General features: G+C 72.2%; 24 protein-coding genes and 1 pseudogene. 16 read left to right on the top strand and 9 right to left on the bottom strand.

Annotated features, from left to right (window positions below):
* Positions 1-9 precede the first annotated feature (9 nt).
* The 5 genes from AQJ84_RS35985 to AQJ84_RS36005 all read left to right on the top strand — a co-directional run bounded on the left by AQJ84_RS35985 (position 10) and on the right by AQJ84_RS36005 (position 4577).
* A complete protein-coding gene (locus AQJ84_RS35985) occupies positions 10-1014 on the top strand; it encodes a segregation and condensation protein A (protein WP_053190186.1) in 1005 nt (334 codons plus the stop codon).
* On the top strand, positions 1011-1685 hold the full coding sequence (scpB, locus tag AQJ84_RS35990) for an SMC-Scp complex subunit ScpB (protein WP_053190185.1): 675 nt from the start codon (positions 1011-1013) through the stop codon (positions 1683-1685). The genes AQJ84_RS35985 and scpB overlap by 4 nt, the downstream gene beginning before the upstream one ends.
* The gene (locus tag AQJ84_RS35995) at positions 1685-2782 is read left to right on the top strand and encodes a pseudouridine synthase (protein WP_030041362.1); all 1098 of its coding nucleotides are present in this window, start codon (positions 1685-1687) and stop codon (positions 2780-2782) included. Before scpB ends, AQJ84_RS35995 begins: the two co-directional genes overlap by 1 nt.
* Before the next feature lie 62 nt (positions 2783-2844).
* Complete coding sequence (locus AQJ84_RS36000) at positions 2845-3564, top strand: NUDIX hydrolase (protein WP_030041363.1); 720 nt, start codon at positions 2845-2847, stop codon at positions 3562-3564.
* Entirely contained in the window at positions 3561-4577 is a 1017-nt protein-coding gene (locus tag AQJ84_RS36005) for an ADP-ribosylglycohydrolase family protein (protein WP_053190184.1), read from the top strand. The genes AQJ84_RS36000 and AQJ84_RS36005 overlap by 4 nt, the downstream gene beginning before the upstream one ends.
* A 4-nt stretch (positions 4578-4581) precedes the next feature.
* Here the strand turns inward: AQJ84_RS36005 and AQJ84_RS36010 are convergent, their stop codons facing one another.
* Genes AQJ84_RS36010 through AQJ84_RS36020 form a run of 3 tightly spaced genes read right to left on the bottom strand, consistent with a single transcriptional unit; the run spans position 4582 to position 6258 of the window.
* Positions 4582-4995 (bottom strand): Rieske (2Fe-2S) protein, encoded by a 414-nt coding sequence (locus AQJ84_RS36010; protein WP_030041365.1) that lies wholly within the window; start codon positions 4993-4995, stop codon positions 4582-4584.
* On the bottom strand, positions 4992-5576 hold the full coding sequence (locus AQJ84_RS36015) for a DUF6529 family protein (RefSeq protein WP_030041366.1): 585 nt from the start codon (positions 5574-5576) through the stop codon (positions 4992-4994). The genes AQJ84_RS36010 and AQJ84_RS36015 overlap by 4 nt, the downstream gene beginning before the upstream one ends.
* A 19-nt stretch (positions 5577-5595) precedes the next feature.
* Positions 5596-6258 (bottom strand): hypothetical protein, encoded by a 663-nt coding sequence (locus tag AQJ84_RS36020; RefSeq protein WP_030041367.1) that lies wholly within the window; start codon positions 6256-6258, stop codon positions 5596-5598.
* A gap of 233 nt (positions 6259-6491) precedes the next feature.
* Between AQJ84_RS36020 and aroH the strand changes: the two genes are divergently transcribed.
* From aroH to der, 5 genes are all read left to right on the top strand, one after another.
* A complete protein-coding gene (gene aroH, locus AQJ84_RS36025) occupies positions 6492-6854 on the top strand; it encodes a chorismate mutase (RefSeq protein ID WP_030041368.1) in 363 nt (120 codons plus the stop codon).
* A complete protein-coding gene (locus AQJ84_RS36030; RefSeq protein WP_053190183.1) occupies positions 6851-7936 on the top strand; it encodes a prephenate dehydrogenase in 1086 nt (361 codons plus the stop codon). Before aroH ends, AQJ84_RS36030 begins: the two co-directional genes overlap by 4 nt.
* A gap of 135 nt (positions 7937-8071) precedes the next feature.
* Positions 8072-8758 carry a (d)CMP kinase gene (cmk, locus tag AQJ84_RS36035; RefSeq protein WP_030041371.1) on the top strand — a complete coding sequence of 229 codons (687 nt, stop codon included), beginning with the start codon at positions 8072-8074 and terminating at the stop codon, positions 8756-8758.
* 62 nt (positions 8759-8820) lie between these two features.
* The gene (locus AQJ84_RS36040; protein WP_078632025.1) at positions 8821-9408 is read left to right on the top strand and encodes a lysophospholipid acyltransferase family protein; all 588 of its coding nucleotides are present in this window, start codon (positions 8821-8823) and stop codon (positions 9406-9408) included.
* 79 nt (positions 9409-9487) lie between these two features.
* Positions 9488-10966, top strand: coding sequence for a ribosome biogenesis GTPase Der (gene der, locus AQJ84_RS36045; protein ID WP_030041373.1), 1479 nt, complete (start codon positions 9488-9490; stop codon positions 10964-10966).
* A 53-nt stretch (positions 10967-11019) separates the two neighbouring features.
* Here the strand turns inward: der and AQJ84_RS36050 are convergent, their stop codons facing one another.
* Positions 11020-11400 (bottom strand): hypothetical protein, encoded by a 381-nt coding sequence (locus AQJ84_RS36050; protein ID WP_030041374.1) that lies wholly within the window; start codon positions 11398-11400, stop codon positions 11020-11022.
* Between the two features lie 129 nt (positions 11401-11529).
* Entirely contained in the window at positions 11530-12312 is a 783-nt protein-coding gene (locus AQJ84_RS36055) for a hypothetical protein (RefSeq protein ID WP_053190182.1), read from the bottom strand.
* Between the two features lie 373 nt (positions 12313-12685).
* Between AQJ84_RS36055 and AQJ84_RS36060 the strand changes: the two genes are divergently transcribed.
* Complete coding sequence (locus AQJ84_RS36060; protein ID WP_030041376.1) at positions 12686-13336, top strand: LysM peptidoglycan-binding domain-containing protein; 651 nt, start codon at positions 12686-12688, stop codon at positions 13334-13336.
* Here the strand turns inward: AQJ84_RS36060 and AQJ84_RS36065 are convergent.
* The 3 genes from AQJ84_RS36065 to AQJ84_RS36075 are packed head-to-tail and all read right to left on the bottom strand — an operon-like array spanning position 13254 to position 17490.
* The gene (locus tag AQJ84_RS36065; RefSeq protein ID WP_030041377.1) at positions 13254-13952 is read right to left on the bottom strand and encodes an ABC transporter ATP-binding protein; all 699 of its coding nucleotides are present in this window, start codon (positions 13950-13952) and stop codon (positions 13254-13256) included. The two genes, AQJ84_RS36060 and AQJ84_RS36065, sit on opposite strands and share 83 nt — an antisense overlap.
* Complete coding sequence (locus tag AQJ84_RS36070; RefSeq protein WP_053190181.1) at positions 13949-17014, bottom strand: ABC transporter permease subunit; 3066 nt, start codon at positions 17012-17014, stop codon at positions 13949-13951. Before AQJ84_RS36070 ends, AQJ84_RS36065 begins: the two co-directional genes overlap by 4 nt.
* Positions 17014-17490, bottom strand: a complete 477-nt coding sequence (locus AQJ84_RS36075) for a hypothetical protein (protein ID WP_030041379.1) — start codon at positions 17488-17490, stop codon at positions 17014-17016. Before AQJ84_RS36075 ends, AQJ84_RS36070 begins: the two co-directional genes overlap by 1 nt.
* Positions 17491-17613: 123 nt before the next feature.
* On the opposite strand from AQJ84_RS36075, the gene AQJ84_RS36080 reads away from it, so the two are divergent.
* From AQJ84_RS36080 to AQJ84_RS36095, 4 genes are all read left to right on the top strand, one after another.
* Complete coding sequence (locus AQJ84_RS36080) at positions 17614-18189, top strand: hypothetical protein (protein ID WP_030041380.1); 576 nt, start codon at positions 17614-17616, stop codon at positions 18187-18189.
* On the top strand, positions 18158-19450 hold the full coding sequence (locus AQJ84_RS36085; protein ID WP_053190180.1) for an ABC transporter substrate-binding protein: 1293 nt from the start codon (positions 18158-18160) through the stop codon (positions 19448-19450). Before AQJ84_RS36080 ends, AQJ84_RS36085 begins: the two co-directional genes overlap by 32 nt.
* Before the next feature lie 66 nt (positions 19451-19516).
* Positions 19517-20320: a hypothetical protein gene (locus tag AQJ84_RS36090; RefSeq protein WP_030041382.1), complete on the top strand. Its 804-nt coding sequence runs from the start codon at positions 19517-19519 to the stop codon at positions 20318-20320.
* Positions 20321-20416: 96 nt separating this feature from the next.
* Entirely contained in the window at positions 20417-21457 is a 1041-nt protein-coding gene (locus AQJ84_RS36095; RefSeq protein ID WP_059198901.1) for a helix-turn-helix transcriptional regulator, read from the top strand.
* Here AQJ84_RS36095 and ctaD read toward each other — a convergent pair.
* Positions 21456-23027 (bottom strand): annotated as a pseudogene (gene ctaD, locus AQJ84_RS41670) (aa3-type cytochrome oxidase subunit I); the annotation flags it as partial. The gene AQJ84_RS36095 and the pseudogene ctaD sit on opposite strands and share 2 nt — an antisense overlap.
* A gap of 453 nt (positions 23028-23480) precedes the next feature.
* Here ctaD and AQJ84_RS36100 point away from each other — a divergent pair.
* Positions 23481-23696 (top strand): I78 family peptidase inhibitor, encoded by a 216-nt coding sequence (locus tag AQJ84_RS36100; protein WP_030041386.1) that lies wholly within the window; start codon positions 23481-23483, stop codon positions 23694-23696.
* The last annotated feature ends 62 nt before the right edge of the window (positions 23697-23758 follow it).

Consider the following 23758-nt stretch of genomic DNA (forward strand, 5'->3'; position numbering starts at 1 on the left):
GCGGGGGCCATGACCTCGCACGACGTTCCTCCCGCCGCCGGCACCTCAGCCGGTCGTCGGCGTGCGCTGGGGCGGGGGCCGGGCGCTGTGCCCGTCGAGCCGGAGATCGAGCCGGCGGGTGCGGCCGAACCCGCGGCGCCCGCCGAGGCGCACACCGGCGGCGATGCCGCGAAGCAGCCCGCACCCCAGCCCGAGGAGCCCGGCGACGGCGTCTTCAAGGTCCGCCTCGCCAACTTCGAAGGCCCCTTCGACCTGCTGCTCCAGCTGATCTCCAAACACAAGCTGGACGTCACCGAGGTCGCCCTGTCCAAGGTGACCGACGAGTTCATGGCGCACATCCGGGCGATGGGGCCGGACTGGGACCTGGACCAGACCACCGAGTTCCTGGTCGTGGCCGCCACCCTGCTGGACCTGAAGGCCGCGCGGCTGCTGCCCTCGGCGGAGGTCGAGGACGAGGCCGACCTCGCCCTCCTGGAAGCCCGGGACCTGCTGTTCGCGCGGCTGCTGCAGTACCGCGCGTACAAGCAGATCGCCGACATCTTCCACCACCGCCTCGAGGAGGAGGCCCGCCGCTACCCCCGTACCGTCGGCCTCGAACCGCACCACGCGGAGCTGCTGCCCGAGGTGGTCATCAGCATCGGCGCGGAGGGGTTCGCCAGGCTCGCCGTCAAGGCGATGCAGCCCAAACCCAAGCCGCAGGTGTACGTCGACCACATCCACGCCCCGCTGGTGAGTGTGCAGGAGCAGGCCGCGCTCGTGGTCGCGCGGCTCAGGGAGCTGGGGGAGGCCAGCTTCCGGGCCCTGGTCGAGGACACCGACGACACCCTGACCGTCGTGGCGCGCTTCCTGGCGCTGCTGGAGCTGTACCGGGAGAAGGCCGTGGCCCTCGACCAGGAGACGGCCCTGGGGGAGCTGCTGGTGCGCTGGACCGGCGGGGACGGGGACGCCGAGCCCGTGGTCACCGACGAGTTCGACCGCCCGCCCGAGGTGCCCAAGGAGGAGAAGAAGCCGTGAGCGAGCAGACCACCGACGTTCCGGCCGGGCCGAGCGGCGTCGCCGACCTCGACCTCAAGCCGGCCCTGGAGGCCGTCCTCATGGTCGTGGACGAGCCCGCGACCGAGGAGCACCTGGCGAAGATCCTGCAGCGGCCCAAGCGGCAGATCGGGGACGCGCTGCGGGAGCTGGCCGACGACTACACCGTGCAGGGGCGCGGCTTCGAGCTGCGGCTGATCGCCGGTGGCTGGCGCTTCTACAGCCGTCCCGAGTACGCGGCGGCCGTCGAGGGCTTCGTCCTGGACGGGCAGCAGGCCCGGCTCACCCAGGCGGCCCTGGAGACGCTGGCGGTGGTCGCCTACCGCCAGCCGGTCAGCCGCAGCCGGGTCTCGGCCGTCCGCGGAGTGAACTGCGACGGCGTGATGCGCACCCTCCTGCAACGTGGTCTGGTCGAGGAGGCGGGCACGGAACCCGAAACAGGTGCGATCCTGTACACGACGACGAACTACTTCCTGGAGCGGATGGGCCTGCGCGGTCTGGACGAGCTCCCGGAGCTCGCGCCCTTCCTCCCGGAGGCGGAGGCGATCGAGGCCGAGACCCAGGAAGCCGTGCCGTCGTTCGATCCGGATGCCCCGGAGCCGGACGACGGTTCGGGGACGCACATGCCCAACACGACGACGACGGAATTTTGATGCGAAGCAGCGGTAGCGGCAAGAGCGGCGGGCGCGGTAACCACCGCGGGGCCGGCAACAGCAGGGACCAGAAGCAGGGCCAGGGCCAAGGCAAGGGTCAGGGTCAGGGCAAGGGTCAGGGCCGTCCCAGCAAGCCCCGCCCCGAGGAGCGCCGCTACGACGTGGGCCCCGGTGCGTCTCACGAGGGCCCGAAGGCGGGGCGCGGCGGCGCGGCCCGCGGCGGCGCCAAGGGCGGGCCGAAGAAGCCCCAGCAGCGCGGGCGGTCGGCCCCGGCGACCTCGCGTGAGTACGAGACGCGGGCCGAGGAGCGCAACCGCGAGCGGTACGCGGGCAAGAAGGACGTCAAGCTGCCCAAGACCTTCCCGGGTGCCGAGCAGGAGGGCGAGCGGCTGCAGAAGGTCCTCGCACGCGCGGGCTACGGCTCCCGGCGGGCCTGTGAGGAGCTGATCGAGCAGGCGCGGGTCGAGGTCAACGGCGAGATCGTCCTGGAGCAGGGCAAGCGGGTCGACCCGGAGAAGGACGAGGTCAAGGTCGACGGCCTGACCGTCGCGACGCAGTCGTACCAGTTCTTCTCGCTGAACAAGCCGGCCGGTGTGGTCTCGACGATGGAGGACACCGAGGGCCGGCAGTGCCTCGGCGACTACGTCACCAACCGCGAGACCCGGCTGTTCCACGTGGGGCGGCTCGACACCGAGACCGAGGGTGTCATCCTGCTCACCAACCACGGTGAGCTGGCACACCGGCTGACCCACCCCAAGTACGGCGTGAAGAAGGTCTACCTCGCGCACATCGTGGGCCCGATCCCGCGCGACCTGGGCAAGCAGCTCAAGGACGGCATCCAGCTGGAGGACGGCTACGCGAAGGCCGACCACTTCCGGGTCGTCGAGCAGACCGGCAAGAACTACCTCGTCGAGGTCACCCTCCACGAGGGCCGCAAGCACATCGTCCGCCGCATGCTCGCCGAGGCGGGCTTCCCGGTCGACAAGCTGGTCCGTGTCTCCTTCGGTCCGATCACCCTGGGCGACCAGAAGTCGGGCTGGCTGCGGAGGTTGTCCAACACGGAGGTCGGGATGCTGATGAAGGAAGTCGATCTCTAGAGCTTGTGAGTGACACCACCCCCCTTTTATAGTCGTACTGACTATAAAAGGGGGGTGGTGTCGTGCGGGGCTACGACAAGTACGCCCACGAACCCTTCGCCGTCACGGTCGACCTCGCCGTGCTCACCCTCCGGGCGGGCGCCCTGCACGTGCTGCTCGTCGAGCGCGGACAGGAGCCGTACCTCGGCCGCTGGGCGCTGCCCGGCGGCTTCGTGCGGCCGGACGAGTCCGCCGAGACGGCCGCCCGGCGTGAGCTCGCCGAGGAGACCGGGCTGGTGGACGTCGCGGCTCTCCACCTGGAGCAGCTGCGGACGTACAGCGAGCCGGACCGGGACCCCCGGATGCGGGTCGTCTCGGTCGCCTTCGCGGCGCTGCTGCCCGACGCCCCCGAGCCGCACGGCGGAAGCGACGCGGCCCAGGCCCGCTGGGTGCCGTACGACGCCGCCGGGCCGCTCGCCTTCGACCACGACCGGATCCTGGCCGACGCCCACGAACGGGTGGGCGCGAAGCTCGAGTACACCTGCCTCGCCACCGCCTTCTGCCCGCCCGAGTTCACCCTCGGCGAGCTGCGGCAGGTCTACGAGACGGTGTGGGGCACCCCGCTCGACCGCCCCAACTTCCGCCGCAAGGTGCTCGCGACCCCCGGCTTCGTCGAGCCGGTCCCGGGTGCCGCCCGGCTGACGGGCGGCCGCGGGAAGCCCGCCGCGCTGTACCGCCCGGGCGAGGCCGCCACCCTGCACCCGCCCCTCCTCCGACCGTCCCGGGAAGGACGCCCCGCATGACCACCACTCTGACCAAGCGCGCCGCCACGGGGTCGCTCGTCGGGCTCGCCCTCGGGGACGCGCTCGGCTTTCCGACCGAGTTCAACGACGTGCCGTCGATCCTCCGCAAGTGCGGTCCGTGGCGGGAGATGGCGCTGCCGACGCCCGCGATCGTCACCGACGACACCCAGATGACGCTGGCGCTCGGCAGAGGGCTGCGGTCGGCCATGGACCGGGGGGTGCTCGGGCCCGACATGGCCGAGCCCGTACGGCGGGAGTTCATCGCCTGGAACCGCTCCCCGGAGAACAACCGGGCGCCGGGCAACACCTGCCTGCGGGCCTGTGACCTCCTGGAGCGTGCGGACCTGCCCTGGCAGGACGCCAGCCAGATCGGCTCCAAGGGCTGCGGCGCCAACATGCGGGTCGCCCCCGTCGGGCTGGTGCCCGGACTGAGCGACGAACAGCGGGCGGGCGCCGCCCAGTTGCAGTCCGCCCTCACGCACGGACACCCCACGGCACTCGCCGCCTCCGACCTCACCGCCCACGCCGTACGGCTGCTCGCGCACGGCGCCGACCCGGCCGAACTGGTCGGGCTGCTGCGGACGTACGCCGAGGACAACCGCAGCCGGTATCACGAGCGTTGGCTCGGTGACCTGTGGACGCGCAGCCAGGACCCCTCTCCCGAACACTTCATCGCGCGCGGCTGGGACGAGTGTCTGGAGATCCTGGACCGGCTCCGGCGGGCGCTCGCCACTCCCTCGCCCGAGACCGACCCCTGCCTGGCCACCGGGGCGGGCTGGATCGCCGAGGAGGCCATGGCGACCGGGCTGCTGAGCTTCCTGCTCTTCGTCGACGAGCCGGTGACGGCCCTGCGGCGCGCCGCGTGCACCTCCGGCGACTCGGACTCGATCGCCTGCCTGGCGGGGGCTTTCGCGGGCGCACACCTGGGCGCGGACGCCTGGCCGGCCGAGTGGGCCGACCGGATCGAGTACCAGAGCGAGCTGGCGACCCTGGGGGCGCTCTGGGACGCCTGACGGGTCAGGCCAGGGTGATCGAGTCCCCCGACACCTTGATCTGCCTCTCGGGCAGCGGCTTCGTCGCCGGCGGGTTGTCCACCGAGCCGTCCGCGATGCTGAACTTGCTGCCGTGGCAGGAGCAGTTGATGGTGCCGTCGGAGACGCTGGCCACCGGACACCGCTGATGGGTGCAGATGTTCGAGAAGGCCTTGAACTCGCCCTCCTTCGGCTGGGTGACGACGATCTTCTCGTCCGCGAAGATCTTGCCGCCGCCGACCGGGATGTCGCCCGTCTTCGCCACCTCCTGCCCGGCGGAGGCGGCGACCGAGGACGACGAGCCGGAGTCGCTGTCGTCGCCGTACTCGCTGCAGCCGGCGGTGAGCGCCGCCGCGCCCGTCGCGAGGAGAACGGTGCGCCGCGTCGGGCCTTGAGTCATGTCGTCACTCCGAAGGTGCGGAAGAACCAGAGGGCTGAGGTGAGCCAGATGATCGCGAGGACGGTGAAGACCAGTCCGCCGACGAGAGGCAGCAGCCAGCCGGGCAGCCGCTCCCAGCGCAGCAGCAGCATCTTGGCACTGAAGGCGCCGAAGAAGAAGCAACCCAGGAGCGAGTGCCACAGAACGCGTGATTCGTAGGATTGATAGCCAAAAGCGTACAGACAGTGCACCGCGACCGGAACCGACAGGAGGAACGCCGCCCGGCCCGACCAGCGGTGCAGCGTGGAGGACCAGCGAGGGCCGGGCAGCTTCCCGTAGACCATCGCCGCCGAGGCCACCTGGACGAGAGCGAAGAGGATCGCGGCCGTGGCCAGCCATGACTTCACCGCCCCGGTGCTGCTGAAGCCGGCGATGTTGAAGGCGGTCCCCGCCGGGTCGTGCACCTTGCCGTACACGCCCAGGGCCACCGCCACCGCGGCGGCGACGAGCGCCGGGAGCAGATAGCGGGCCGGGTGCGGGCGGCGGTGGCCGGGCCCGGGGGAGGGGAAGTTCTGGGTGGCGGCGTTCGGGTCGACGGTCATGAACGACTCCGGAGGAAGGTCAAGGGGTGACGGGACGTGCCGTGAGCTGCTGTCCGTCGACCGTCACCGCGCCGGTCTCCGGGTCGATCCGGGGTGCCGGCGAGGACTCGCCGTCGCGGGTGAGGACGCCCACCTGCCGGCCGTCCGGCAGCACGATCCAGCCGCCGTCGACCTTCGCGCCGCGTACCGTGGCCGTCGCCCGGTACAGACCGGACGGCTTCTTCGCCTTGTCGGCGGTGAAGGCGTACCGTCCGCCGTCGATGTCCACGGTGCCGCTGATCCGCTTGCCCTCCTTGAGGGTGCCGTTCAGCTTGGCGCCGTGCCTGCCGGTGAGCCGCATCGTGCCGTCGTCCTCGACATCGCCCTTCAGCCAGGACTCCTTCGCACGGCCGTCGCAGAAGTACGCGATCGCCTTGCCGTCGTTCAGCGTCACGGCGACGGCGGCGGAGTCGTCGCTGGTGCGCCCGGCGTAGTCGGCGTCGGGAATCGGTGTGGCCGAGGGGGACGGTGAGCGGGAGGGCGACGGGGTCACCGCCGTGGGCGTCGGGGACGACTTGGCCGCCGGTGACTCCCCCTGGTACGAGGACGAGGTCTTCTCGCCCGTCGTCGCGTTGAGCGACAGCATGAACAGGCCGAGCAGAAGTCCCGCGAGCAGAGTGACCAGCGGTCCGGAACGTTTCATGAAAGAGCCTCCCCCGAGGCGAGCTTCCTGCCATGAGAGCGGACCGGGCGGTCCGGCGTCCAGAGGCGCACGGGCGCAATCTCACCCCAAGTAGCGGAATTGAGCGATACGGGTGACATGCGCAGGGGGCGCGGCGGCCGTCTCAGCGGGCGGGCGCCGCGCGCCGGCCCCACGCGGGCTGACTAGGCTGGACGTACCAGGAGCCGGTACGTACATCAGCAAGGAGCAGCGCAGTGGCGGTACGAGCGGTGAGGGGCGCCGTCCAACTCGAACGGGACGAGGCCGGCCACATGGACGAGCAGGTGGGGGCCCTGCTCACCGCCGTCCTGGAGCGCAACGGCCTCACGCCGGACGACCTGATCAGCATCTGGTTCACGGCCACGCCCGACCTGCACAGCGACTTCCCGGCGGCCGCCGCCCGCAAGCTCGGCATCGTCGACGTCCCGCTGATCTGCGCCCAGGAACTGGACATCGAGGGCGCCATGCCCCGCGTCGTGCGGATCCTCGCGCACATCGAGTCCGACCGGTCGCGCGCCGACATCGCCCACGTGTACCTGGGTACCGCGGCCGCCCTGCGCAAGGACATCGCGCAGTGAGGACCGCCCTCGTCGTCGGCACCGGGCTCATCGGTACGTCCGCCGCCCTCGCCCTGTCCCAACGGGGTGTCGTCGTCCACCTCGCCGACCACGACCCGGAGCAGGCCCGTACGGCGGCCGCGCTCGGCGCCGGCACCGACGAGACGCCCGAGGCGCCCGTCGACCTCGCGATCATCGCCGCCCCGCCCGCCCACGTCGCCGCGGTCCTCGCCGACGCCATGCGCCGGGGCGTCGCCCGCGGCTACCTCGACGTGGCCAGCGTCAAGGGCGGCCCGCGGCGCGAGCTGGAGGCGCTGGGCCTGGACCTGTCGCCGTACATCGGCACCCACCCGATGTCGGGCCGGGAGAAGTCGGGCCCGCTGGCCGCCACCGGCGACCTCTTCGAGGGCCGCCCCTGGGTGCTCACGCCGACCCGGGACACCGACACCGAGGTGCTGAACCTCGCCCTGGAACTGGTCTCGCACTGCCGGGCCGTGCCGGTGGTGATGGACGCCGACGCCCACGACCGTGCCGTCGCCCTCGTCTCCCACATGCCGCACCTGGTCTCCAGCATGGTCGCCGCGCGCCTGGAGCACGCCGACGAGGCCGCCGTACGGCTGTGCGGGCAGGGCATCCGGGACGTGACCCGGATCGCCGCCTCCGACCCCGGCATGTGGATCGACATCCTGTCCGCGAACCCCGGGCCCGTGGCCGACCTCCTCACGGACGTGTCCGCCGACCTCGACGAGACGGTCCGGGCGTTGCGGGCCCTGCAGTCCTCCGACGAGCACAAGCGGCGCGAGGGCAGCACCGGCGTCGAGGCCGTCCTGCGGCGCGGCAACGCGGGCCAGGTCCGGGTCCCGGGCAAGCACGGGTCCGCCCCGCGGGCCTACGAGGTGGTGGCGGTGCTGATCGACGACCAGCCGGGGCAGCTGGCCCGGATCTTCGCGGACGCGGGGATGGCCGGGGTCAACATCGAGGACGTACGGATCGAGCACGCGACCGGGCAGCAGGCCGGCCTGGTGCAGCTGATGGTGGAGCCCAAAGCGGCACCGGTTCTCACGGCGGCGCTGAAGGAGCGAGGGTGGGCGCTGCGGCAGTAGGCGCCCGGTGTCGTCGTCGCTCTCGTCCCGGGGTCAGCCATGCGCGGCCGGACGAGTGACGCGAACCCAGTAACCTTGTGCGGGGCACGATCGCCCCCGCATCCCCACCGCACCGCACCAGGAAGGTGTCCCCCCGTGGAAAACGGCGCCGCCCAGCCCGTGATTGTCGCCATTGACGGCCCCTCCGGCACGGGCAAGTCGAGCACGTCGAAGGCCGTGGCCGCGCAGCTCGGCCTGAGCTACCTCGACACCGGCGCCCAGTACCGGGCGATCACCTGGTGGATGGTGACCAACGGGATCGACACGGACGACCCGTCGGAGATCGCCGCGGCGGCCGGCAAGCCCGACATCGTCTCCGGCACCGATCCGGCGAACCCCACGATCACGGTCGACGGCACCGACGTGGCGGCCCCGATCCGCACCCAGGAGGTCACCTCCAAGGTCAGCGCGGTCAGCGCGGTGGCCGAGGTGCGGGCCCGGATCACCGAGCTGCAGCGCTCCATCGCGGCCTCCGCCGAGGGCGGCATCGTGGTCGAGGGCCGGGACATCGGCACGACCGTCCTGCCCGACGCCGACCTGAAGATCTTCCTCACCGCCTCGCCGGAGGCGCGAGCCGCCCGCCGCAGCGGTGAGCTGAAGGGCGCCGACGTCAACGCCACCCGCGAGGCCCTGATCAAGCGGGACGCGGCCGACTCCAGCCGCAAGACCTCGCCGCTCGCCAAGGCCGACGACGCCGTCGAGGTGGACACCACCGCGCTCACCCTGGCCCAGGTCATCGAGTGCGTCGTCACGCTCGTCGAGGAGAAGCGGGCCGCGAAGTGAGCGCAGTGTCCGTGCCCTCCCTGAAGGGCGCCGAAGTCGGGCGACGCATCGGCGTCGGCCTGATGTACGGCCTGTGGAAGCCCCGGGTGCTGGGTGCCTGGAAGGTGCCCGCGACCGGCCCGGTGATCTTCGCGGTCAACCACTCCCACGTCATCGACGGTCCCATGGTGATGGGCGTGGCACCCAGGCCGACGCACTTCCTGATCAAGAAGGAAGCCTTCATCGGCCCGCTGGACCCCTTCCTGCTCGGCATCGGGCAGGTCAAGGTGGACCGCGACACCACCGACCGCACGGCGATCACCCAGGCGCTGGGAGTGCTGGCGGGCGGCGGCGTCCTCGGGATCTTCCCCGAGGGCACCCGGGGCGAGGGCGACTTCGCCGCGCTGCGCGCCGGCCTCGCGTACTTCGCCGTACGCGGCGGTGCCCCGATCGTCCCGGTCGCCGTCCTGGGAAGTTCCCAGCGGCCCGGACGGTTGATAAAGGGGCTGCCCCCGCTGCGCAGCCGCGTCGACGTCGTCTTCGGCGACCCCTTCGAAGCGGGCGACGGCAGCGGACGACGTACGCGCAAGGCCCTCGACGAGGCGACCGAACGCATCCAGAAGCAGCTCACCGCGCACCTGGAAAACGCCAGGCGCCTGACCGGGCGCTAGGCGACACTGAGTAGTGGATCAATCCGGCGAAAGAGCCGGCTGGCCCACCGATCACCACGATGAACGAGGTACGGACTTCATGAACGACCACATCCACTCCGACGGCTCGGGCGAGGAGCACGACCACGGAGCGCTTGGCGATGCCGAGTACGCGGAGTTCATGGAGCTCGCCGCGGTAGAGGGCTTCGACATCGAGGACGTCGAGGGCGCGATCGAGGCGGCCGGTCACGGGCCGCTGCCGGTCCTCGCCGTCGTCGGCCGCCCGAACGTCGGCAAGTCGACTCTGGTGAACCGGATCATCGGCCGCCGGGAGGCCGTCGTCGAGGACAAGCCCGGTGTCACCCGCGACCGCGTCACCTACGAGGCCGAGTGGTCGGGCCGCCGCTTCAAGGTCGTCGACACCGGTGGCTGGGAGCAGGACGTCCTCGGCATCGACGCCTCCGTGGCCGCGCAGGCCGAGTACGCGATCGAGGCGGCCGACGCCGTCGTCTTCGTCGTCGACGCCAAGGTCGGCGCGACCGACACCGACGAGGCGGTCGTACGACTGCTGCGCAAGGCCGGCAAGCCGGTCGTGCTGGCCGCCAACAAGGTCGACGGCCAGAGCGGCGAGTCCGACGCGGCCTACCTGTGGGGCCTGGGCCTCGGCGAGCCGCACCCCGTCTCCGCGCTGCACGGCCGCGGCACCGGCGACATGCTGGACGCCGTCCTGGAGGTCCTGCCGGACGCCCCCGAGCAGACCTTCGGCAGCGCGGTGGGCGGCCCCCGCCGCATCGCGCTGATCGGCCGCCCGAACGTAGGCAAGTCCTCGCTGCTGAACAAGGTGGCCAACGAGGAGCGGGTCGTCGTCAACGAGATGGCCGGCACCACCCGCGACCCGGTCGACGAGCTGATCGAACTCGGCGGCGTCACCTGGAAGTTCGTCGACACCGCGGGCATCCGCAAGCGCGTCCACCTCCAGCAGGGCGCCGACTACTACGCCTCGCTGCGCACCGCGGCCGCCGTCGAGAAGGCGGAGGTGGCGGTCATCCTGATCGACGCCTCCGAGTCCATCTCCGTGCAGGACCAGCGCATCGTCACCATGGCGGTGGAGGCGGGCCGCGCGATGGTGATCGCCTACAACAAGTGGGACACCCTCGACGAGGAGCGCCGCTACTACCTGGAGCGTGAGATCGAGACCGAGTTCGGCCAGGTCGCCTGGGCGCCCCGGGTGAACGTGTCGGCGCTCACCGGACGGCACATGGAGAAGCTGGTCCCGGCGATCGAGACGGCCCTGGCCGGCTGGGAGACCCGCGTGCCCACGGGCCGCCTGAACGCCTTCCTCGGCGAGCTGGTCGCCGCCCACCCGCACCCCATCCGGGGCGGCAAGCAGCCGCGCATCCTCTTCGGCACCCAGGCCGGCACCAAGCCGCCGCGGTTCGTGCTCTTCGCCTCCGGCTTCATCGAGGCGGGCTACCGGCGGTTCATCGAGCGCCGGCTGCGCGAGGAGTTCAGCTTCGAGGGGACGCCGATCCACATCTCGGTGCGGGTGCGCGAGAAGCGCGGCGCCAAGAAGAAGTGACGCGGACATGAGTGAGGGCGGCTCCCCGACGGGGAGCCGCCCTCACTCATGTCTCAGACACCCCGGCGCGGACCGGGCGGCAGCGCCGCCGGTACGTGGTGCATCCCGGTGCTGTGGTGCTGCTGCCCGATCTGGCCCACCCGCTGCCACTGCGACTGCTGTCCCGCGCTGTGCCGGGCGCTGTAGGCCCCCGCGCTGTAGGCGCTGTAGGTGTTGCTGAACCCGCCCGTACTGTGCGGCACGTTCCCGAAGGCCGTGAAGCCCAGCTCCTCCTCGCCGCTTCGGTCACCCGGCAGCGAACGGAAGGACCTGACGTACTCCGCGTAGAGCGCGTCGTAGATCGGCGTGGCCGAGGGGCCGCCCGGGGGATCCTGGGCCGCTCGCGCTGACGGGAGCGACGGGAACTGGCGGCGGGGGACATCGTAGGTGTGCACGTATGTCCAAACGACCCCAGCGCTCGGGAGATGCGGCCGGGGCACGCCCCAAAAGGGGACGGGGAACCGCGCGGTCAGCCACGTACGACCCGTGTCGCCGGCCCCGCGCGGTCCCCGGAGTCAGGAAGCTCAGGTACCCGCGAGCGGCATCGCGGCCGCGACCAGCTTGCCGTTGGCGGCCGCCTTGTCCAGCGCGTCCCGCAGCAGGTCCTCGCGGGGCTGGCGCCCGATCGACCCCACCGGCGCCGCGAACATCAGCACCTGCTGGTGCTTGTTCGCCGCCGCCCGCCAGCTCTCCGTGACCTGAAGCGGCTGGTGCGCCTGCCACCAGGCGACCGGCTGACCGCCGTTGGTGCCGGGCTGCAGCACGGCGTGCAGCTGACCCATGGCCAACAGCACCGACCAGCCGTGGAGCACGGAGGGCGCGGACTCGATCGCCGTCAGCGGCATGAACCCCTGCTCGATGAGCAGCGGCAGGAAGTCGTCGCCGGCCCCCGTCGCGCCGGGCCGCACGATGGGCGCGGTCGGCTCGACCACCAGTGCCGGGTGCAGCTCCCCGGCGATCAGGACGAGTCCGCTGGTCACGCCTAGCACGGCCTGCTCGGGGGCGATGCTGTCCGGCTCCAGGTCGACGGTGTCGCCGGTGATGGACTTCACGGCTCCCTGGAGCTGCTCCTCGGTGACCTGCACGACCTGGGAGGGCAGGCAGGTGGCGTGGGCGAAGGCGAGGACGGCGGTCTCGTCGCCGATGAACAGGACGGTGCTGGTGCGCTCCTGTTCGGAGTCGCCCTGGGTGCGGCAGGACGTGCAGTCGTAGCTGCCGGGGGCGTTCTCTCCGGCGAGCAGCCGGTCGGCTTCCTCGTCGCCGATCTCGGCACGTACCTCGTCGCTGACTTCGAGCATGCGCGGCACGGGTGGCTCCCTCGGGATGTGGTGCGTGGCGGGGCCGGGTGGCTCCCGGTCCGTGAACCGGGTGGGTCCCGGGCTCATGCAGAAGACAACGGGCGATCCGCGGCGGGAGTCACGCCCCATGGCGAACGGAATCGAACCACCCACGGCGCGGGGGAACCTGTGGTACGGAGTCCGGCAGCCGTCATCAATTCATCGCTGATCCAGGGGAGTTGGACGTCAGTCGGGAGAGCCGGTCAGTGAGGCGACTGGTCGACAAATCAGTAAATCAGGGAATGAACCGGGTGCCCGGAAACCCTCCGCCGACCGGGTGGGGTCCTCGGCGGACCGGACGCGTCGCAACGGGCGTACGGCACGCGCTGCTTAGCGTGAGCCGATGTACCCGAAGCCGATCAAGCTCGCTCTGACCGCGGCCGTGCTCTCCGCTCTCGCTTCCGTCTTCGCCTCCGCTCTGCCTTCCGGTGTCGCCCACGCGGCTCCACCGGCTCCCCGGCAGTCCTCGAAGCACGTGCCCGCGTGCGCCGAGGACCAGTGGCCCTGGGGATGCGTCGCCGAGTGCGAGAGCAGCGGCCGCTGGAACGCCAACACCGGAAACGGCTTCTACGGAGGACTCCAGTTCTGGCAGCCCACCTGGGAGGCGTTCGGCGGACTGAAGTACGCGCGGCGCGCGGATCTCGCCACCAGGGCGGAACAGATCGCCGTCGCCCAGGAGGTGCTGGCCGTGCAGGGCTGGGAGGCCTGGCCCGTCTGCTCCAAGAGGTACGGGCTCAAGGGCCGGATGCACACCGTGAAAACCGGCGACACGCTCTCGGCGATCGCCCGCAGGTACGACGTCGAGGGCGGCTGGCAGGCGCTCTACCAGGCCAACAAGGACGTGATCGGCGCTTCTCCCAACCGGCTGGAGCCGGGCATGCTGCTGGCCCTCCCGAAGGGCTCGGCGTCGGTCAGCGCGAAGGACGCGGCCCAGGCCTCCGCCGTGTTCGGGCCGCCGCTTCCCGCGTCCACAGCTCGCCCGCCTCTCCGCTGAACACCACCGCCCCGCGGCGCAGTTCGTGCACCACCACCGGCGCCCTTCCGCGCAGGACGGGCGGCAGCCGCTGCTCGGCGACGACCACGCACGCGTCAAGCGAGGCCAGCAGCGCGTACGTACGGGCCGCGACCGTGGGGGACATGCCCTGCGCGGGCTCGTCGACGAGCACCACGCGCGCGCGTGCCAGCAGGGCGCGGGAGAGGGCGAGCATCCGCTGCTCGCCGCCGGACAGGGTGCCGGCGCGGCGCGCGAGCAGGGGCACGAGCTGCGGATAGGCGTCCAGGGCGATGTCGGGTGCCGGGGCGGCCAGTTCGAGGTTCTCGCGCACGGTGAGGGAGGCGAACACCGCCTGCCGTTCGGGTACCAGACACAGGCCCCGGCGGGCCCGCTCGAACGCCGGTACGCGGGTCACGTCCACGCCGTCCCAGATCACCGCGCCGCCGGACAGCGGCAGGGCTCCGGCCAGCGCGCGCAGAACGGTCGTCCGGCCGGAGCCGTTGCGGCCCAGCATGACGGTGAGACCGGGGCCCGGGGCGGCCAGGGTGACGCCGTGCAGGGCCTCCAGAGGGCCGTAACGCACGCGCGCGTGGCGCAGTTCCAGGGCCGGGGTCATGAGTGGCCCTCACGAGCGCCGAGAGAGTCGAGGACGCGGGCGGGCGGGCCGGAGGCGACGACGCGGCCCGCTGTCATCACGTGGACGACGTCGGCGAGATCGGCCACGAGGTCCAGGTCGTGCTCGACGACGAGCAGGGCGGTGCCGTCGGCGGCCAGGGCCTTCAGGACTCTGGTCAGTGCGGCGACCTCGGTGGTGTCCAGGCCGGCCGCCGGCTCGTCGAGCAGCAGCACGCGCGGGGCGCCCGCAAGGGCACGGGCCAGTTCGACCCGGCGCAGGGTGCCGGTCGGCAGGCCGGCGGCGGGCAGCGCGCGCACCGGCCCGTCCAGCCCGAGCAGACTGAGCGCACGCTCCACTGCGGCGGGATCGGTGACCCGCCCCTGCTCGGCGCCCACCCGTACGTTTTCGGCCACGGTCAAGGTCGGGAACACGGCCAGTTGCTGGAAGGTGCGGGCGATGCCGAGTCGTGTGCGGGTGTGCGCGGGGAGCCGGGTGATGTCCCGCCCGCCGAGGAGGACCCGTCCGCGCGCGGGGCGGTGCGTGCCGGCCAGGCAGTGGAAGAGGGTGCTCTTGCCGGCGCCGTTGGGGCCCACGATCGCGGTGACCTGCCCCGGCGTGACGTCGAGATCGACACCGTCTAGGGCGGTGAAGCCGTCGTAGCGGGCGTGGAGGGCGCGGGCGGTGAGGAGAGGGGAGACACGGGGCTCCGCAGACGGTGTCGCGGTGGGGGAGGTGAGGGAGGGGGTGGCCGGTGGCGGGCGCCGGACGGCGTCCGGTGTACCCGCGGCGACGGCGGCACCTGCCGGGCCGCGCGCGTCTCGCCAGGCCGCGGTACCGCGTCGCCTCCGGCGTGGCGCGTGCGACGGGCTGGCCGTGGTGTCCGGCTCTGGTGACGACGGGCTGGCCGTGGTGTCCCGTTCTGGTGACGACGGGCTGGCCGTGGTGTCCGGCTCTGGCGACGACGGGCTGGCCGTGGTGTCCGGCTCTGGCGACGACGGGCTGGCCGTGGTGTTCGACGACGGGCTGGCCGTGGTGTCCGGCTCTGGCGACGACGGGCCAGCCGTGGTGTCCGACGACCAGCCGGCCGTGGTGTCCGGCTCTGGTGACGACGGGCCGGCTCCGCCCGCAGCCGTCGCGCCGGTCAGGACCTGCCTGCCCCGGGCCGGCACCCCCACCGGCCGCCGCGCCCGCCTCACCCGTGCCCCCAGCGGCGTCAGTTCGGCCCTCCGCCGCAGCCGGAGCCGCGCCGCAGCCGTCCGCCACGCCTCGTACGGGCCGCCGGGGAAGCGGCCGACCAGAACCGCCAGCACTCCGATCAGCGCCGCGGCCACCCCACCCCGCGCACCCGCGTCCAGACCCACCAGCAGGGCCGCCGCGGCCAGGGCGCCCAGCGTGCTGTCGGCGCCCAGGACGACGACCGCGGCGAACCAGAGCAGGCCGCGCACGGGGTCGTAGGCGCCCGGGTCGAAGGCGCGCAGACCCATGCCGAGCATGCCGCCGCCGAGGGCGGCCAGAGCGGCGCCGGTGACGAAGGCGAGGAGCTTCAGCGAGGGGACCTGGACTCCGGCGGCCGACGCGCCCGCCTCGTGGTCGCGCATCGCGGCGAGCGCCCGGCCGGTCCTGCCCCGGCGCAGGGCGTGCGTCGCGAGCAGCGCGGTGGCCAGGAGGAGCAACTCCAACAGGTAGTAGGCGCGGTCCCCGTCGAAGCCGGCGGGGCGGCCCAGCGACAGCCCGGAGACGGCGTAGGGCTGGGCGAAGACGAAGCGGCTGACGCCGACGCCCACCGCGAAGGTCGCCAGCGCGAGGGCCAGTCCGCGGCGGCTGATCGCCGGCCAGCCCGTCAGCAGGCCCAGGGGCGCGACCAGAAGCACCGCCACGGCCAGTGCGGCCAGTTCGGGAAGGCGGGGCAGGCCGGGGAAGCGGCCGGCCGCCAGCAGCGCCGTGAACAGCGCGCCCAGGCCCGCGTACGCCGCCTGCCCCAGGGAGATCTGGCCGCCGCTGCCGGTGACCACCACCAGGGACAGCAGCACCACGCCCAGCGCCGGCACCTCGACCGCGGTGTGCAGGTCCGAGCCGGCGAACCCGAGCGGCAGCAGGAACAGCACGGCGGCCACGATCCAGGCGCCCGGCGGCGTCGGCACACGCGCGGTGGCCGTGCGCGGCAGGGCGTCGCCCGCCCCGATCCGGGGAAGCGCCAGGGCCGCGATCAGCAGGGCCACGACGAAGAGGTTCGCGCCGACGGCCTGGAGCAGCGGCTCGCCCCAGCCCGAGGGGTGCAGGCGGGTGAGCTGGCTCTGCGCCACCCCGATGCCCAGCGCCACCACCACCGCCACCGGCAGGCTCCGCATCCGCGCGGCCACCGCGACCGCCACGACCTCCATCACCAGCAGCGGCAGACCGTACGGGTCCAGACGCACGTACGGCGCCAGCAGCACGCCCGTCAGACCCGCCGTGAACGAGCCGAACGCCCAGCCCGCCGAGGCCACCCGGTCCGCGTCGATGCCGCCGAGCACGGCCAGCCCCCGGTCGTCCACCACGGCCCGCAGCTCCCGCCCGAACCGGGTCAGGCGGATCACCGTACCGACCGCCACGGCCAGCACGAGGACCACCGCCAGCTGCCCCCAGGGGTCCGACCGGACCAGCTCGGGCGCGTCGTCCCGGGCGCCCTGCCCCCACACCAGCGCGGCCCCGCCCACCAGCAGCACGAACACCCCGATGGACGCGACCAGTGTCTGCGCCGGGTCGCCGCCCAGCACCGACAGCGGCCGGAAGACGAGGCGTTCCAGCACCACGCCCAGGCCCGGCGCCAGTACCAGCAGGGTGACCGCCGCCCCCGCCCACAGCGGCCAGCCCCACTCCACGACGCACTGCCGCAGCACGTACGCGCACACCATCGCGATCGCGCCGTGCGCGAAGTTGAGCACGCCGGTCGCGCGGTACGTCACGATCAGGCCGATCCCGGTGAGGGCGGCGGCGCTGCCCACCGAGAGGCCGGCGAGAGTGAGGTCGTAGGTCAGCGAGGACGCCGCGGGAGGCAGCCAGGGGGACAGCGGCGTGGCCATCAGTCGGTTTCCCCGGTGGGCTCGCAGATGGGGCAGGGGCCCAGTTCGCCGCTCGCCACCAGCTTGGAGTCCACCGGCACGGCCTCCACCTTTCCCGCGACCAGCGGGCAGTCCGCCCGGTGCCACAGGGTGCCGCCCGGCACCATCAGCAGGTCCGCGCTGACCGCGAGGGGCGCGGTCGCGGCCTGCCCGGGCACGTCGGCGTCGGCGGGCTCGGCGGCCACCAGAAGGCCGAACAGCTCCTCCACCCGCGCGGCGGCGAGCGCGTTGCGGCCATGGGTGAGGAGCACCGCCCCGGCGACGATCAGCGCGGCGCCGGGGACCGTGCAGGAGGCCAGGTAGGGCAGCTGGCGCTCCGCGTGGCGCTCGCCCGAGACGCCGTACCAGCCGAGGACGCACAGCACCGCGCCCGCGGCGAGCGCGGCCCAGCCGGCCCAGAGGACGGGGTGCACGGTCCTGAGTCGGGCTGTCCGCATCTCTGGCTCCCACACGTCATGTGTCTGTCCATGTCAGCCGATGGCTTGCACTATGCCTTCTGCAAGCTGACCCTGAAAGCACCGGGCGTCTATGGCCCGGACCGACACCCGGTGGTGAGCCAGATGGTTCTCGGGAGCGACCTCAGGCGGGGGAACGCACGGCGGGCAGGGGCCCCGAGAGGGCGGGCATGGGCGGTCGCCCTCCTTCTGTTCCTGGCCCCGGCCCTCGCGGCCTGCAGCGACGACAGCGGCGGCGGCCAAGACACTCCGCCCCCCACGCCCTCGGTCGAGCAGACGGAGCGGACGACGAGCGCGCCGGCGGCCACAGCGCCCGCCGACGCCGCCGCGGCCGAGCAGGAGGTCAAGGAGAACTGGCGGAAGTTCTTCGACCCGAAGACCTCCACGGAGGACAAACAGGCCGTCCTTGAGAACGGCGAACAAATGGGGCCGGTGCTCGAGGCCTTCAGCGGCGACGAGCGGGGCGGCCAGGTGCAGGCGGAGGTCACCAAGGTCGCGTTCACGAGCGCGACCGCGGCGGACGTGACCTACACGCTGCTCCTGAACGGGGCCACCGCCCTGCCGGACGCCGCCGGTACGGCCGTGGAGGAGGACGGCACCTGGAAGGTCTCGGTCAACACGCTGTGCGCGCTGGTCCAACTGAGCGGCAATGCCTCGCAGTCGCCGGTCGCGGGCTGCTGAGGCCGTCGCGGCCGTGCTGCTGCTCGCGCTGGGCACGGCCTGCGGCAGCCGTCTGCCGAAGAGCGACTTCGAGGACCGTGGCGCGTCGAGCCCCTCACGGGCGGCCGAGCCGATCCGTGTCGGCATCATCACCAGCGCCACCAGCCCGGTCGGCGGCAGCGCCTTCACCGGGCCGCGCGACGGCGCCGAGGCCTACTTCGACCGCCTCAACGCGCGCGGGGGCGTCGCCGGCCGGCCGGTCGAGGTACGGCTGTGCGACGACGGGGGCAGCGGCGTCGGCAACAACACCTGCGTGCACAGGCTGGTGGAGGAGGACGAGGTCGTGGCCCTGGTCGCCACCACCGCCCTCGACTACGCGGGCGCCTCCCGCGTCGCACGCGCGGGCGTGCCGGACATCGGCGGCCAGCCCATCGGGGCCGCCTACGACACCTGGCCGCACCTGTACGGCATCTACGGCAGCCTCGCGCCACGCGAGGGCACCACCGGCTGGGACGGCCGGCAGTACGGCGGCACGGAGGTGTACCGCTACTTCAAGCGCGAGCACGGCGCCCGGACCGCCGCAGTCGTCTCCTACAACCAGGCCGCGTCGGCCGCCTACGCCTCCCTCGTGGAACAGGGACTGAAGGCGGAGGGGTACAAGGTGATCACCGAGCAGGTCGACTTCGCCCTGCCCAACTTCCGCGCGGTGGCGGCCGACCTGAAGGACCAGGGCGCCGACCTGGTCTTCGACGCCATCGACACCCATGGCAACGCCCGGCTGTGCGAGGCGATGGACGACGCCGGCGTCGAGGTCACCGCCAAGGTCACCAACGTGCAGAACTGGACGTCCACCGTCGCCGAGGACTACCGGGACGCCCCGCGCTGCCGCAACGCCCTGTGGGCCACCGCGTCCAGCCGCAACCACGAGGACACCGACCACGAGGCCGTACGGGAGTTCCGCGACGCCACCAAGGGACTGAAGACGCACTCGCAGTGGCAACTGGAGGGCTGGGCGGCCGCGATGTGGTTCACGGACGCGGCACGGTCCTGCCCCGAAGGCGACGTCACACGCGCGTGCGTCGACGCCTTCATGAACCGCGGCGAGGACTACACGGCCGACGGTCTGCTCGTCCCGGTCAGGTTCGAGCGGCTGGCACAGCCGCCGGCCACCCGCCACAGCTGCCTGTCGGCGGCCCGCTGGGAGGACGGCAGGGGCTGGGTCTCGCAGGGCGACATGGACACCACCTGCTTCGACGTCCCGCAACTGCCGTATCAGCCGTGACAGGCAACCAAAAGGCCCCGTAGGCGGTCTAACCCCACACCACGGACACGGGAGGAAGCCCACCGCATGACGATGCCCGCTCCGCGGGTCGCACCGCTGCGCGCCGACTGCGTCGCCGACTCCGCCGGCGGACTGACGTTCGACGTCACCGCGAACGGAGCGTGCGACGTGGCGCACTTGGTGCTGCGCCGCAGCGACGGGCACGACGAGGTCAGTCTGCCGCTGACACCGGCCACGGACGGCCGGCTGCGGGCCGCGCTGCCCAGTACCGTCGCCCTGCCCGAGGGCCGCTGGGACGCCTACGCCTGCGTGGCCGGCGACGAGCCGCGGCGTCTCGTGCCGGGCACCACCGACCTGCGCTCGCTCGCCGCCCGCGCGCCGAGCGGCTCCCGCGGTCATGTCGCCGTGCGCATCCCCTACGCCACCCGGCAGGGCAACCTGACCGTCCGCAGTTGGCTGCGCGCCCCGCACGCCGAGGCGCGCGAACTGCGCGCCGGCAGCGCCGGGCTGACCGTCCGGGGCCGGGTGTACGGCACGGGCCTCGCCCCGGAGGCGTACGCCGAACTGCGCCGCCGGAGCCTCCCCGGCCCCGTGCGCCGCACCGAGGTCACCGCCGACCAGGCCGAGTTCGGTCTCGCGGTGTCGTACGCAGTGCTGGAACCCGGTGTCTGGGACCTGTGGCTCAGGCCCGGCGGGGAGGCCGGGCCGCGGGTACGCATCGCGCGGCTGCTCGACGACGTCGCCGACAAGAAGCCCGTGTTCACCTACCCGCGCACGCGCGTACAGACGCCGGACGGACCGGTGGAGGCGGGCCCGTACTACACGCGGGACAACGACCTGTCGGTGTCCGTGACCCGCGAAGGGTCCTGACACCGGGGTGGCGGACGGCCCTTGGGACCCGGAGGCCATACCGGGCCCGCCGCTTGCGGACAGTGGCTGTCCGCGATCGCTGGCAGACTCGGTTCCATGTTGGAGACCTCGGCACGACTGCTGCGCCTGCTCTCACTCCTCCAGGCCCACCGCGAATGGTCCGGCGCCGACCTCGCCGACCGCCTCGGCGTCACCGCCCGCACGGTCCGCCGGGACGTGGACCGGCTGCGTGAGCTGGGCTACCCCGTCAACGCCAGCCCCGGCACCGGCGGCGGCTACCAGCTGGGCGCGGGTGCCGAACTGCCGCCGCTGCTGCTCGACGACGACGAGGCCGTGGCCGTCGCCGTGGGCCTGCGCACGGCCGCCGGGCAGGGCATCGACGGCATCGGCGAGACCTCGGTCCGGGCTCTCGCCAAGCTGGAACAGGTCCTGCCGGGCCGGCTGCGCCGCCGGGTCGGCGCCCTCAACGCCTTCACCGTGCCGATGCTGCGCGGCCCGCTGCCCTCCTCCGTCGACCCGGCCGTCCTCACCGAGCTGGCCAACCTCTGCCGCGACGCCGAGCGGCTGCGCTTCGAGTACCGCGACCACGACGGCACCCCCACCCGCCGCAGCGTCGAACCGCACCGCCTGGTGTGCAGCGAGCGCCGCTGGTACCTGGTCGCCTGGGACCTCGACCGCGAGGACTGGCGTACGTTCCGCGCCGACCGCATCACCCCGAAGCCACCCCACGGCCCACGCTTCGCACCGCGCACGCCCCCCGCCCAGGACCTGGCCGCCTACGTCTCCCAGGGCGTCTCCACGCGCGCGTACGCCTCGCACGCCGTCGTCCGGCTGCTCGTGCCGCTCGAAGAGGCCGCCGAGCGGATCTCACCGTCCGCCGGAACGCTGGAACCCGACGGTGCGCACGCCTGCGTCCTGCGCACCGGGGCCGCGAGCCTGGACGTGATGGTGATCCACGTGATGCTGACGGGCTTCGAGTTCGAGGTGCTGGAGCCCGCCGAGCTGACCGAGGCGATCAGGACGGCTCACGACCGGCTTGCTCGCTCTTTGGCTCGGGCTGGGGAATCTGCGCCGCGTACTCCGGAAAGTGCAGGTCGAACGCGGGCGACTCGGAGCGGATCCGGGGCAGCGTGTTGAAGTTGTGCCGCGGTGGCGGACAGGAGGTCGCCCACTCCAGGGAACGGCCGAAGCCCCACGGGTCGTCGACCCCCACCTTCTCGCCGTACCTCGCGGTCTTCCAGACGTTGTAGAGGAACGGCAGCGTCGAGAAGCCCAGCAGGAACGCGCCGATGGTCGAGAGGGTGTTGAGCGCGGTGAAGCCGTCGGCGGCGAGATAGTCGGCGTACCGGCGGGGCATACCCTCCGCGCCCAGCCAGTGCTGCACCAGGAACGTGGTGTGGAAGCCCACGAACAGCGTCCAGAACTGGATCTTGCCGAGGCGTTCGTCGAGCAGCTTGCCGGTGAACTTGGGCCACCAGAAGTAGAAGCCGGCGAAGGTCGCGAAGACGACCGTGCCGAAGACGACGTAGTGGAAGTGCGCGACCACGAAGTACGTGTCCGTCACATGGAAGTCCAGCGGCGGCGACGCCAGGATCACCCCCGTCAGACCGCCGAACAGGAAGGACACCAGGAAGCCCACCGCCCACAGCATCGGTGTCTCGAAGGACAGTGAGCCCTTGATCATGGTGCCGGTCCAGTTGAAGAACTTCACACCCGTCGGCACCGCGATCAGGAAGCTCATGAACGAGAAGAACGGCAGCAACACCGCGCCGGTCGCGAACATGTGGTGCGCCCACACCACCACCGAGAGACCAGTGATCGACATCGTCGCGGCGACCAGCGTCAGGTAGCCGAACATCGGCTTGCGGCTGAAGACCGGGATGATCTCCGTGATGATCCCGAAGAACGGCAGCGCGATGATGTACACCTCGGGATGCCCGAAGAACCAGAACAGGTGCTGCCACAGGATCGCCCCGCCGTTGGCCGCGTCGAAGACCTGTGAGCCGAACCGCCGGTCGGCCTCCAACACCAGCAGCGCGGCCGCCAGCACCGGGAACGCCAGCAGGATCAGGATCGACGTGAACAGGGTGTTCCAGACGAAGATCGGCATCCGGAACATGGTCATTCCGGGCGCACGCATCCCGATGATCGTCGTGATGAAGTTGACCGCGCCGAGGATGGTGCCGAAGCCGGACAGCGCCAGGCCCATGATCCACAGGTCGGGCCCGACGCCGGGGGAGTGCACCGAGTCGTTGAGGGGCGCGTAGGCGAACCAGCCGAAGGCCGCCGGGCCCGACGGCACCAGGAGCGAGCCGAGCACGATCAGGCCGCCGAACAGGAACAGCCAGTACGACAGCATGTTCAGCCGCGGGAAGGCCACGTCCGGCGCGCCGATCTGCAACGGCATCAGCTCGTTGGCGAAGCCCGCGAAACTCGGCGTCGCGAAGAGCAGCAGCATGATCGTGCCGTGCAACGTGAAGAGCTGGTTGAACTGCTGGCTGTCCACGATCTGCAGTCCCGGCCGGGCGAGCTCGGCGCGCATCAGCAGCGCCATCACCCCGGCGATCAGGAAGAACGCGAACGACGTGATCAGGTAGAGATGGCCGATCTTCTTGTGGTCGGTGGTGGTCAGCCAGTCGACGACCAGCCGGCCCCGCTGCTCTCGCCGCACGGGTCGTGCCGTCGCCTGCGCGGTCTGCGTCCCCATCGCTCGCTCGCCCCTTCGCTCGCCCTGCCCCGGGCCCGCCGAGGCCCGCGCCACACGTGTCCGCGAGCCCACGCCATGATGCTCGCGCCGTGGCGTGCTCCGACAGGGGGCATACGGGGGTTCTGTGCCGGAACCGTGTATTTCTCATGTGATGTCAGCGCTCCCGGCCCCTCCTGAAATCGGTGAGAAAGAGGGGTGGGAAGCGGTACTCCCGGAACCTTTCCGACACGCCTTTCCGGGAGTCGGCACGACACGCGGGAATTGCGCTCGATTACCCGCGTAAGGGCTAGGGAACCGCTCGTACGTGTGACGGAGTTAGGCCGAAACGGGTGTCGTGATTCTGTGACAGAAGCGTGACCGGGGAGGGACGTGACCCTCGGTGCGCGCCCCGGACTTCCCCGACCGCGGGATCTCGGACTTCCCCGGCCGCGGGATGGGGCCTAGCGTGGCCGCATGGCACCGATTCCGACTCCTTCCGCCGAACCCCAGGACAGTCCTGACACCTATGTCGGCCTCGACGCCGAGCGGGCCGAACGGCTCGCACGCGAGCGGGGGTGGTCGACGGTGCGCTCGCTGCCGCCGGGGGCGATCATCACCATGGAGTACCGCGTGGGCAGGCTGAACTTCGAGGTGAAGGAGGGGCGGGTGGCCCGGTCCTGGAAGGGCTGACCCCTCGACGGCACCTGTGAAGACGGCGACGGCCCCGAATCCTGTGAAGGAGTCGGGGCCGT

This window comes from Streptomyces resistomycificus, from assembly GCF_001514265.1.
Classification (GTDB): domain Bacteria; phylum Actinomycetota; class Actinomycetes; order Streptomycetales; family Streptomycetaceae; genus Streptomyces; species Streptomyces resistomycificus.